General features: G+C 68.5%; 11 protein-coding genes. 10 read left to right on the forward strand and 1 reads right to left on the reverse strand.

What is annotated here, in order from left to right; all coding sequences use genetic code 11:
- Positions 1–72: 72 nt before the first annotated feature.
- A complete protein-coding gene (locus tag AIIKEEIJ_RS32345) occupies positions 73–867 on the reverse strand; it encodes an SDR family NAD(P)-dependent oxidoreductase (protein WP_029546546.1) in 795 nt (264 codons plus the stop codon).
- A gap of 163 nt (positions 868–1,030) precedes the next feature.
- On the opposite strand from AIIKEEIJ_RS32345, the gene AIIKEEIJ_RS32350 reads away from it, so the two are divergent.
- From AIIKEEIJ_RS32350 to AIIKEEIJ_RS32395, 10 genes are all read left to right on the forward strand, one after another.
- Positions 1,031–2,179: an acyl-CoA dehydrogenase family protein gene (locus tag AIIKEEIJ_RS32350; protein WP_082120290.1), complete on the forward strand. Its 1,149-nt coding sequence runs from the start codon at positions 1,031–1,033 to the stop codon at positions 2,177–2,179.
- 30 nt (positions 2,180–2,209) lie between these two features.
- A complete protein-coding gene (locus tag AIIKEEIJ_RS32355; RefSeq protein WP_029546545.1) occupies positions 2,210–4,147 on the forward strand; it encodes a 2-oxoacid:acceptor oxidoreductase subunit alpha in 1,938 nt (645 codons plus the stop codon).
- On the forward strand, positions 4,144–5,223 hold the full coding sequence (locus tag AIIKEEIJ_RS32360) for a 2-oxoacid:ferredoxin oxidoreductase subunit beta (RefSeq protein ID WP_043802038.1): 1,080 nt from the start codon (positions 4,144–4,146) through the stop codon (positions 5,221–5,223). Before AIIKEEIJ_RS32355 ends, AIIKEEIJ_RS32360 begins: the two co-directional genes overlap by 4 nt.
- A gap of 141 nt (positions 5,224–5,364) precedes the next feature.
- Positions 5,365–5,772 (forward strand): nuclear transport factor 2 family protein, encoded by a 408-nt coding sequence (locus AIIKEEIJ_RS32365; protein ID WP_006934104.1) that lies wholly within the window; start codon positions 5,365–5,367, stop codon positions 5,770–5,772.
- Between the two features lie 24 nt (positions 5,773–5,796).
- The gene (locus AIIKEEIJ_RS32370) at positions 5,797–7,353 is read left to right on the forward strand and encodes an AMP-binding protein (protein WP_161996706.1); all 1,557 of its coding nucleotides are present in this window, start codon (positions 5,797–5,799) and stop codon (positions 7,351–7,353) included.
- The gene (locus AIIKEEIJ_RS32375) at positions 7,350–7,817 is read left to right on the forward strand and encodes a hypothetical protein (RefSeq protein ID WP_043802042.1); all 468 of its coding nucleotides are present in this window, start codon (positions 7,350–7,352) and stop codon (positions 7,815–7,817) included. Before AIIKEEIJ_RS32370 ends, AIIKEEIJ_RS32375 begins: the two co-directional genes overlap by 4 nt.
- Positions 7,814–8,230, forward strand: a complete 417-nt coding sequence (locus tag AIIKEEIJ_RS32380; RefSeq protein WP_161996707.1) for a MaoC family dehydratase — start codon at positions 7,814–7,816, stop codon at positions 8,228–8,230. The genes AIIKEEIJ_RS32375 and AIIKEEIJ_RS32380 overlap by 4 nt, the downstream gene beginning before the upstream one ends.
- Before the next feature lie 30 nt (positions 8,231–8,260).
- Positions 8,261–9,100, forward strand: coding sequence for a mycofactocin-coupled SDR family oxidoreductase (locus tag AIIKEEIJ_RS32385; RefSeq protein ID WP_006934097.1), 840 nt, complete (start codon positions 8,261–8,263; stop codon positions 9,098–9,100).
- 7 nt (positions 9,101–9,107) lie between these two features.
- Positions 9,108–9,623, forward strand: coding sequence for a pyridoxamine 5'-phosphate oxidase family protein (locus tag AIIKEEIJ_RS32390; protein ID WP_161996708.1), 516 nt, complete (start codon positions 9,108–9,110; stop codon positions 9,621–9,623).
- A 5-nt stretch (positions 9,624–9,628) separates the two neighbouring features.
- Positions 9,629–11,611 carry an oxidoreductase gene (locus AIIKEEIJ_RS32395; RefSeq protein WP_161996709.1) on the forward strand — a complete coding sequence of 661 codons (1,983 nt, stop codon included), beginning with the start codon at positions 9,629–9,631 and terminating at the stop codon, positions 11,609–11,611.
- Positions 11,612–11,684 lie beyond the last annotated feature (73 nt).

Here is an 11,684-nt window from a genome sequence, read left to right on the forward strand (position 1 = left end):
CGTAGGCGAGCTGGAAGCGCTGCTGCGTGACGGCGGTGGTGGCGGTGGTCATGTCGTGTCCTTCCGGGTGGATCAGGGGTGGCCGCCGTCGACGGTGACGATGGAGCCGGTCGTGAAACTCGAGGCGTCGCTCGCGAGGTAGAGGGCGGCGCCGACGATCTCGTCGGGCTGTCCGCCGCGCTTGGCGGCGAAGCGCTGCGCCCGCTGGGAGAACGCCTCCATGTCCCACGAGTTGCTCACGTCCGTGAGGAAGGTGCCGGCCATGATTGCGTTGCTGCGCACCGTGGGACCGAACGCGTGCGCCATGCCGATCGTAACGGCGTTGAGTCCGGCCTTGGCGGCGGCGTAGGGAAGGATGTCCGGCCTGGGGTGCACGGACCCGGCGCTGGAAATGTTGATAATGGATCCGCCGTCGCCCTGCGCCATGCGGGTTCCGACGAGTGCCGCGAGCCGGAACGGGCCCTTGAGGTTCACCCCGATCACTTTGTCGAACAGCGTTTCGCTGACGGTGTCGAGACTGTCGTACAGCGGGGACATGCCCGCGTTGTTGATCAGCACGTCGATCTTCCCGAAGTGACCGTAGGCCGCCTCGACGAGTTCCTCGATCGATTCCCATCGTCCGACGTGGAACGAATGCGCAAGCGTCTTGCGTCCCGTCTCCTCGGTGATCTCGTCGGCGGTGGCCTGGCAGGAGGCCAGGTCACGGCTGGCGATGACGACGTCGCAGCCGGCGCGAGCCAGCCCGAACGCCATGGCGCGGCCGAGGCCCCGGCTGCCGCCGGTGACGATCGCCGTGCGGTCGGTCAGATCGAACGCGCGGACGGGGTCGAACCCCGGGCGGGTCCGGCCGGTTGTTGAATCGGTCATCGAGTTCCTCCACTGGTCCTGGTTGACGGTACCCAATTCCTTGCTATTGTGATCATAGATTAGCGGATAGTGATCCAGTTCACGACAATGGCCGAGACCGCGCCGAGTCACACCGCCGTGTCGCACCCGGTGGATCGGACGCATCGCCAGAACGGAGTACAAGGTGAGTGACGACCAGCAGGACCTGTTCGCCCTGCCGCAGCGGTACCTCGACCTCCAGCGGGAAGCCCGGGACCTCGCGGCCGAGTGCGCCGACATCGCTGCGCGCGCCGACGAGGCGGACAGCTTCGATCCGGACGTCCGCAAGCGGCTGACCGCGTCCCGGCTCACCGAGGTCGTCGTGCCGGCTGCCTACGGTGGTCGCTTCGAGAAGGTCGACTCGCTCGCGGTGACCATCGTGCGCGAGGCCCTCGCCGCCGAGTCGGCCCACCTCGACTCCATGTTCGGGATGCAGGGCATCGGCAGCTACTGCATCAGTGTCGGCGGCTCCGAGGAACTCAAGGCGGAGTGGCTGCCCAAGGTGGCCCGGCTCGAGGCCGTGGCCGCGCTCGGCCTGACGGAGCCGCACGTCGGCTCCGATCTCAAGGCACTCAGCACCACCGTCGTCGAGCGCGACGGCAAGCTGATCGTCGACGGGCACAAGTCCTTCATCACCAACGGCGGCGACGCGGACTTCTACAGCATCCTCGCCCGCGAGGGCGACGGATACTCCCTCGTGCTGGTCCCGGCCGACGCGCCCGGCCTGCGCATCGAGCGCCCGCACCAGATCATCGCGCCCCACGTGCTCAGCGACGTCATCCTCGAGAACGTCGAGGTACCGGTCGGCAACCGCATCGGGGAACCGGGCAAGGGCTTCGGGCTCGTCCTCGCCACCCTCGCCACGTTCCGCGTGTCCGTGGCCGGCGCCGCCGTCGGCGTGGCCCAGGCCGCGCTGGACGAGGCGGTCGCCCACGCCAAGACCCGGGAGGGCTTCGGCGTCAGCCTCGCGCGTCTCGGATCGGTGCCCGAGCACCTCGCCTCCTGCTGGACCGACATCGAGATGGCGCGCTCGCTGACCTACCGCGCGGCCGCCGCGTCGGCCCGCGACGCACGCGCCAATCTGCACCTGTCGTCGATGGCAAAGGTCGGCGCCACCGAGGCGGCCGCCCGCGTCGTCGACCGCTCGGTGCAGATCATGGGCCGCTTCGGGCTCGTGCGCGGCGGGAAGCTCGAGCGCCTCTACCGGGAGGCCCGTCCCATGCGGATCTACGAGGGCTCGACCGAGGTGATCTTCGATTCCCTGGCCAAGCAACTCGTGAAGGAAGCCCAGTAGGGGCAGAATGCGGACCAGAGGCAGGCACCCATGACAACGGACGCGAACACCACCAAGCTGGAGCGAGTCGTCATCCGCTTCGCGGGCGACTCGGGCGACGGCATGCAGCTGACCGGCGACCGGTTCACCTCCGAAGCGGCCGCGTTCGGCAACGACCTCGCGACGCAGCCGAACTTCCCCGCCGAGATCCGGGCACCGCAGGGCACGCTGCCCGGCGTGTCGTCGTTCCAGATCCAGATCGCGGACCACGACATCCTCACCGCGGGTGATCGCCCGGACGTCCTCGTCGCGATGAACCCGGCGGCGCTGAAGGCGAACATCGGCGACCTGCCGCGCGGCGGCACCGTCATCGTCAACACCGACGAGTTCACCAAGCGCAACCTGTCCAAGGTCGGCTACGCCGCCAGCCCGCTCGAGGACGGCAGCCTCGACGAGTTCGTGATCCACCAGGTGCCGATGTCGAGCCTGTCGGTCGGGGCGGTCGAGCCGGCCGGCCTGAGCCGCAAGGACGGGGAACGCGCGAAGAACATGTTCGCGCTCGGGCTGCTGTCGTGGATGTACAACCGGCCGGTGGGGCGGATCGAGGAGTTCCTGCGCACGAAGTTCGCCAAGAAGCCGCAGGTCGCCCAGGGCAACCTGCTCGCATTCCACGCCGGGTGGAACTACGGCGAGACCACGGAGACGTTCGCGACGACGTTCGAGGTGGCCAAGGCGGACCTGCCGCCCGGTACGTACCGGCAGATCACCGGCAACACCGCCCTGGCCTACGGCCTGGTGGCCGCCGGTGAGCTGTCCGGGCTCGAGGTGTTCCTCGGGACGTATCCGATCACTCCCGCCTCCGACATCCTGCACGAGCTGACCAAGCACCGCAGCCTCGGCGTGACCACCTTCCAGGCGGAGGACGAGATCGCCGCCATCGGCGCGGCAGTCGGGGCCTCCATCGGCGGCGCCCTGGGCGTCACCAGCACCTCCGGTCCGGGCCTGGCCCTCAAGAGCGAGGCCATCGGCCTGGCCGTGATGACCGAAATCCCCCTCGTGGTGATCGACGTGCAGCGCGGCGGACCGTCGACGGGCCTGCCGACCAAGACCGAGCAATCCGACCTGCTGCAGGCGCTGTACGGGCGCAACGGTGAGTCGCCGGTCGCGGTGCTCGCGCCGCGCTCACCGGCCGACTGCTTCGCCACCGCGGTCGAGGCGGCCCACATCGCCCTGACCTACCGGACCCCGGTGCTGCTGCTGTCCGACGGCGCCATCGCCAACGGCTCCGAACCCTGGCAGATCCCGCGGGTAGACGAGCTCGCCCCGATCGAGCCGGGCTACGAGACGGGCCCGGACGCCGGTGGTGCGCCCCTGCGCCCCTACGCCCGGGACCGCGAAACCCTGGCCCGCACCGTGGCGATCCCCGGAACGCCCGGCCTCGAGCACCGGATCGGTGGCCTCGAGAAGGCGAACGGCAGCGGCAACATCTCCTACGACCCGGCCAACCACGATCTGATGGTGCGCCTGCGCCAGGCGAAGATCGACGGGATCTCGGTCCCGGATGCCGAGGTCGACGATCCGTCGGGGCAGGCGGAACTGCTGATCGTGGGATGGGGCAGTTCCTACGGGCCGATCGGCGAGGCGTGCCGCCGGGCCCGGCGGCGCGGCACCGCGGTCGCCCACCTGCACCTGCGGCACCTGAACCCGTTGCCGCGCAACCTCGGTGAGGTACTCGGCCGGTACCGCACGGTGATCGCGCCCGAGATGAACCTGGGACAGCTGACGAGCGTGCTGCGGGCGCGCTACCTCGTCGACGTCCAGCCGGTGACCAAGGTTCAGGGCCTGGCCTTCCTCGCCGACGAGATTGTCGACGCGATCGATGCCGCGCTCGCCGGCACCCTGCGCGAGCTGGAACACGCCAAGACCACCGCCGCGCTGGCTGCGGCCGAGTACCGTCCGGAGCCGGACCGCGAGGAGGAATCGGCATGACCGAGTTGATCAGCCGCGTGGGCACCGATCTCGGCTTGAGTGCCACCGCGCTCGTCCCGACGACCGACACCCCGCAGAAGGCCAAGGACTTCACGAGCGACCAGGAGGTGCGCTGGTGCCCGGGCTGCGGTGACTACGTCATTCTGGCCGCGATCCGCAACTTCCTGCCCGAACTCGGCCTGCGGCGCGAGAACCTGATGTTCGTCTCGGGCATCGGCTGTTCGAGCCGGTTCCCGTACTACCTCGAGACCTACGGCCTGCACTCCATCCACGGCCGTGCGCCGGCGATCGCGACCGGTCTGGCCGTCACCCGGCCCGACCTGTCGGTGTGGGTGGTCACCGGTGACGGCGATGCCCTCTCGATCGGCGGAAACCACCTGATCCATGCGCTGCGCCGCAACGTGAACCTCACGATCCTGTTGTTCAACAACCGGATCTACGGCCTGACGAAGGGGCAGTACTCGCCCACGTCCGAGGTCGGGAAGATCACCAAGTCCACGCCGATGGGTTCGGTGGACCACCCGTTCAACACGCTGTCCCTCGCTCTCGGTGCCGAGGCCACCTTCGCGGCCCGAGCGCTCGACTCCGACCGCAAGGGTCTGACCGACGTGCTGCGCCGCGCAGCCGAGCACCGGGGCACCTCGTTCGTCGAGATCTATCAGGACTGCCCGATCTTCAACGACGGCTCCTTCGACGTGCTGCGCAAGGAGGACGCCGAGCAGCGGGTGATCCCGCTGCGCCACGGTGAGCCGATCGTGTTCGGCGCCGAGGGCCAGAAGTGCGTCGTCCGTGACGGATTCGGACTGCGCGTGGTGGACACGGCGACGGCCGACCCGGGTGCGATCGTGGTGCACGATGCGCACGCCGACGATCCGGAGTACGCCTTCGCGCTGTCGCGGCTGTCCGACCAGGACCTCGAACACACCGTGTTCGGCGTGTTCCGCAGCGTTGCCCGTCCGACGTACGACGACCTGGTGCGGGAGCAGAACGAGAGCGCCCGCACCGGCGGTCTCGACCGCCGAGACTCCCTGCAGTCCTTGTTGACCGGGCACGACACCTGGACTGTGTCCGATTAGCCCGATGTTCGAATAGCGTCGATCGCCGCCCCTCGGCGCGGAAACTGGGGTCCTCGTACCCCTAGACAATGCGCATGATTAGTATAAAGTGACTGCCATCACACCTCCCTTCCTTCCCTCCCCTCGGCAGGAGTAGTCGTAATGTCGCTCAGGAACGAAATCGAAAACGCCCTCGCCCGCTACGCGCTCGCCTACGACGACGGCGACATGGACGGCGTCGAGCGCGTCTTCGGCGAAACCGCCGTGTTCACCATGAAGATCGGCGACGGCGACCTCATCGGGCCGCTGAACGGCCGCGAGGAGATCATGGGCCTGTTCCGCGGCGCGCACGAGTCGCAGACCGACCAGCGGCGGCACATCACCACCAATCTGCTGATCGACGAGATCGACGAGAAGAACGTCCGCACGGTGTCCTACCTGCTCATCACCTCCGCGGAGAACGGTGCGCTGAAGGTGTTGTCCACGGGCAAGTACGAGGACGAGTGGACCCGGAGCGGCGGCGACTGGGTGCTCACCAAGCGGCACATCGCCCTCGACCTCCCGTACTGAACCCTCCCGCATCCGGAGACACCCATGACGATGAACCAGGGCCTCATCCCCGCCAAGTGGGCCGCCCTCACCCCGAACCGCATGGCGTTGTACGACGTCCCCAACGATCGCCGCATCACGTTCGCCGACCTCGACGAGCGCGTCCGGCGCCTGGCGAACGGACTGCGCGGACTCGGCCTGGAGAAGGGCGACCGCGTCGCCGTGCTGACCAAGAACAGCATCGAGTTCCAGGAACTGTTCTTCGCCGTCGGCCGAGCGGGACTGATCCTGCAGCCGCTGAACTGGCGGCTGGCAACTCCGTCCCTGCTCGGGCTCGTCGCCGACGCCACCCCGAAGGTGCTCATCACCGCCTCCGAGTTCCGTTCCGTGGCAGAGGAACTGAGTCGATCCACCACGGTCGACCACTGGCTCGAGTTCGGCCCGGGCGGAAGCGGGACGTACGAGGAGCTGCTCGCGAGCTCCAGCCCGGCCGAACCGATCTGGACGCCGAGCGTCGGGGGAGACGACCCGTTCTTCATCCTCTACACCGGCGGCACCACCGGCGAGTCCAAGGGCGCGCTGCACTCGCACACCAGCGCGGCCGCCGGCATGCTCAACCAGACCGTCGCCGAGCGGGTCGTTCCGACCGACGTCTACATGCTCACCGGCCAGATGTACCACATCCCGGTGGTGCTCTCGATGAACTACATGAAGCACGGATGTCCGGTCGTGCTGGTCAATTTCGAGGCCAGGCAGGCGCTCGAGATCATCGAGTCGGAACGGGTCTCGGCGTTCCTCGGCATCACCACGATGCTGAACTGGATGATGGCCGTGGAGAACTTCGACTCCTACGACCTGTCGAGCCTGCGCAACATCCAGTACGGCGGCGGCCCCATGCCGTCCGCGATCGTGCGCAGCGCGCTCGAGGCGTTCCCGTGCACCCTCATCCAGGGATACGGCCAGACCGAGGGCACGACCATGTCGTTCCTGTCCCAGGAGGACCACCTCGACGCGGTCAACGGCATCAACGAGCACCGGCTGAAGTCCTGCGGCCGCGAAGGATTCGGCACCACGATCCGGGTCGTCGACTTCGACGGCAACGAGGTCCCCAAGGACGGCAGGACCCCCGGCGAGATCGTGGTCCGCTCCGAGGCCAACATGCTCGGCTACTGGAACAAGCCGGAGTTGACCGCGCAGACCCTGCGCGACGGTTGGATGTGGACCGGCGACGTCGCGGTCTGGGACGAGGACCACTACGTCTATATCGTCGACCGGGCCAAGGACATGATCATCTCCGGTGGCGAGAACATCTACAGCATCCAGGTCGAAGAGGCCATCGGCGCCCATCCCGCAGTCCTCGAATGCGCCGTCATCGGCATCCCCGACGACGAGTGGGGCGAGGTCGTCAAGGCCGTCGTCGTGCTCAAGCCCGGGCACACCGCCACCGAACAGGAGATCATCGACACCGCGAAGCGGAACCTGGCCTCCTACCAGAAGCCCCGTTCGGTCGACTTCGTCGACGCCCTGCCGAAGGCGCCGACCGGGAAGATCATGAAGCGGGACCTGCGGGCGCCGTATCTCGAAGCGACGGCGGCCCGATGACCGTGGACACCGGACGCCGGGTGCCGACCGAGACCGAACTCGCCGAACTGGTCGGCACGCGCTTCCCCGGCGGCCAGGCCACGCTCGAGCCGTGGTGGGTGCACCTCGTCCTCGACAGCATGCTCGCCGACCCCGCCGACGGCGGTGCGCACCCGGTGCTGGTGTTCCTCGTCGCCACCGGCGCGATGGGCTGGAGCTGGGACGAGTTGTTCGCGGTGTTCGGGGCCACCGAGGCCGACGGCCCGATGGCCGGGGAAACCGAGACGGTGGTGCACCGGCCGCTGCGCGTCGGCGCCACCTACCGCGTCTCGGGCGAGATCGTCTCCGCGACGCGCAAGGTGGGCCGGCGCACCGGCGTCTTCGACATCGTCGGCTACCGTCTCGACCTGCACGACGAGGACGGCGCGCACTGTGCCTCCACCACCAACTCGATCGTGTTCCCGCGGCGAGGAGAGAACGCATGAAACCGACCGTCGGACAGAAGATTCCCGAGCGCACCATCGACGCGGTGGATCCGGCCCGGATGAAGACCCTCTCGGCGCTCATGCGGGACCCGAACCCGATCCATTTCGATCGGAAGGCGGCGAGCGCGCTGGGCCTCGGCGACCGCACGGTCAATCAGGGCCCGAGCAACATCGCCTACGTCGTGTCCATGCTCGGCTCCTGGGCCGGTGGCGTGGACCGGGTCACCGGATACCGGTTCAGATTCCTCGGCAACGTATTCGAGGGTGACAGGCTGCGGGCCGCGGGCGTGGTGACCGACGTGGAGGAGACAGCCGACGGCCTCCTGGTGCGCTGCGACCTCACACTCGACGTCCTCGGCGGAGCGCGCGTTCTCGAAGGCACCGGGACCGTCCGGTTCCCCGTCGATCGCTAGACACCAATTCTCACGAGAGGGGCGACAATCATGGCAGGACGAGTAGAAGGCAAGGTCGCGTTCATCACCGGGGCCGCCCGCGGCCAGGGTCGCAGCCACGCGCTGCGGCTCGCCGAGGAGGGCGCCGACATCATCGCGGTCGACATCTGCGAGAACATCGACTCGGTGACCCCGTACTACCCGCTGGCCACCGAGGACGAGCTCAAGGAGACCGTCCGGCTCGTCGAGGCCCTCGACCGGCGGATCGTGGCGCACCGCGCCGACGTCCGGGACCGCGCGGCGCTGCAGCGCGCCTTCGACGACGGGGTGGCGCAGCTCGGCGGCGTCGACATCGTGGTCGCCAACGCCGGCATCGCCACCTACGGCCGCTCGTGGGAACTCACCGCCGAGCAGTGGCGCGACATGATCGACGTCAACCTCACCGGCGTCTTCAACACCGCGGTCGTCGCGATCCCCACGATGATCGAGCAGGGCCGCGGTGGGTCCATCATGTTCACCAGTTCGATCGGTGGCCTCAAGGGCATTCAGCAGGTCGCCCACTACGTCGCCGCCAAGCACGGCATCGTCGGGCTCATGCGGACCATGGCGAACGAGCTCGGTCCCCACAGCATCCGGGTCAACACCATCCACCCGACGAACGTCGACACCATCATGATCCAGAATCCCGGGACGTACGGCATGTTCTCCCCGGGGGATCCGGAGCCGTCGCAGGAGAAGGCGATGCCGGGGTTCATGTCGCTGAACACGCTGCCGGTGCCCTGGGTCGAATCGATCGACATCAGCAACGCGGTGCTGTTCCTCGGCAGCGACGAGGCACGGTACGTCACCGGAGTCACCTTCCCGGTGGACGCCGGCGCGTACGTGAAGTGATGTGACGATGGCCGTCGGAATCGACGACAACGAGGATCTGCGTACGCTGCGGGTCGACGAGGAGGGCATCGCCGAACTCGTTGCGGCGCAGACCGAATGTACCTTCGCCTTCAGTACGGCGGCCGGGTGGCCCGCCGGGGTGGTGATGAGCTACCTGCACCACGACGACCGGTTCTGGCTCACCGCCGCGAAGGACCGCGCGCACGTACGTGCGGCGATGCGTGAATCCCGTGTGACGCTCGTGATCTCGAATGCCGGCACCGGCCTGCCCGGCAGGCGGATGCTCGCCGTCCGCGGCCGCGTCGCCGTCCACGCCGACGCGGAGACCAAACGCTGGTTCTATGCGGCGTTCGCGGAGCGTCATGCTCCGACCGATCCCGCAGCCTTCCAGCGACTGCTGGACAGCCCCAACCGAGTCGTCCTGGAAGTCCGTCCCGTTCGCATCGCGGTCAGTCACGACTCGACCAGGATGCCGGGCGACGGACGCGGCGGCTCGCTCGGGCCTCGACCGAACAAGGAGTGAACAATATGATCGCGGATCCGGACTCCGCCTACGCCCACCTGCTCTCGCCGTTCCAGATCGGCCCGATGAAACTGCGCAACCGCGTGGTGCTGCCGCCGCACGCCTCGGCGATCGGCAACATCTTCGGGTCCGAGGCCGACGCCGAACGCAACCTCGCCTACTACGTGTCCCGGGCGAGGGGCGGAGCCGCGTGGTTCGACAGCCTCAGCGCCTGGGTTCCGAACACCGGAGTGATCCCGGGGTTCGAGCCCACCGGCGTCGGCGCCACGGTCGAGGGCCACTACAGCCTGCCGATCTTCGTCGAACGCGTACAGGCGTATTCCGATGCCCTGCACGCCGAGGGCGCGGTGGCGACGGGGCAGATGGTCCACCAGGGCGGCATGCCGCATGGTGCGTCGTCGGTCCTGAGCGCTCCGGTGATCAACAACGTCCCACACAAGCTGAACCGGGACGAGATCGCCTACTTCGTCGGCCAGTACAAGTTCTGTGCGGAGCAGGCCCAGAAGGCACGCCTCGACGGCGTCGAGCTCCACATGAACCACGACGATCTGCTCGAGTACTTCCTCTCGCCGCTGACCAACAAGCGCGACGACGAGTACGGCGGCTCGATCGAGAACCGTTGCCGGTTCCCGGTCGAGGTGCTGCGGGCCATCCGCGACGTGATCGGATCGTCCATGGTCATCGGCATCCGGCTGAACCTGCGCGAGGAGGTCCCGGGCGGCTACGACATCACCGGGGCCATCGAGATCGCGCAGTACCTCGAGAGCACCGGCCTCGTCGACTACTTCCACGGCGTGGTGGGCAGCCCGTGGGGCAACCCGTCCTACATCCAGCCGCACTTCTACGAGGCCGGCCAGTGGAGCGATCTCGCCGGGCAGCTCAAGCGGGCGGTGTCGCTGCCCGTCGTGCACACGGGCCGCATCAACCACCCCGACGTCGCCGAACGGATCCTCGCGGCCGGCGACGCCGACGTCGTCGGCATGGCCCGCGCGCACATCGCCGAGCCGTCGATCATCGAGAAGGTCCGCACCGGCCGCGTCGACGAGATCCGGCCCTGCGTCGGCGGCAACGAGTGCATCAGCCGCCGCTACGTCGAGGGCCTGCCGTTCGGCTGCGCGGTCAACCCCGTCACCAGCAACGAGGTCGACGGGCCGTGGCCCACCGTAACCGACCCCCGGCGCGTGCTCGTCGTCGGTGGCGGCCCGGCGGGCATGGAGTTCGCGGCCCTGGCCCGGGAGAAGGGCCACGACGTGGAGTTGTGGGAGGCGTCCGACGTGCTCGGCGGCCAGCTGCGCACCGCGATCAACGCGCCCACGTACGACATGTTCGAGAAGTACCTGGACTGGCAGCAGCGCCGGCTCGAGCGGGCGGGCGTGAAGATCGACTACCGGCACGCGGCGACGAAGGCGGAGATCGAGGCCGCCGGATTCGACGTGGTGGCGGTCGCCACCGGCTCCACCCGCCGGATCCCGGACATCCCGGGCGTGTACGGCGACAACGTCGCCGACATCCGCGACGTCCTGAACGGCGACGCCGCGGTCGGCAAGCGGGTCCTGATCGTCGCGCAGGACGATCACATGCCGCCGCTGTCGCTCGCCGACTTCCTCACCGATCGCGGTCACGACGTCACCATCGTCTACGCGACTCAGGTCGCGGGCCAGCTGCTCGGCCGCTACATCGTCGGTGCGATCCTCGGGCGCCTCGACGAGAAGGGCGTGCAGTACCGGTTCATGGAGGACGTCGTCGAGATCACCCCGACCGGGGTGGTCACCCGCAACGTCTACTCCGGCCGCACGCACCAGGTCGACGGCTTCGACTCGGTGGTGCTCGCCTGCGGTGGCATCGGGGACGCCGGCCTGTACGAGAGCATCAAGGACGGCCCGGCTGCCGAGGGCGAGCGGGAGGTGCACATTCTCGGTGACGCCTACGCGCCGCGGCGCCTGGTGTTCGCCACCCGTCAGGCGTTCGCGCTCGCGAAGCTGATCTGACGGACACCACGACGGGGGTGCGGGCTTCGGGCCCGCACCCCCGTTTCGGTGTCCGTCGGCGATGAGCGGGAGG

Origin of the sequence: Rhodococcus sp. YH1, from assembly GCF_009939605.1 — a bacterium.
GTDB lineage: Bacteria > Actinomycetota > Actinomycetes > Mycobacteriales > Mycobacteriaceae > Rhodococcus > Rhodococcus aetherivorans.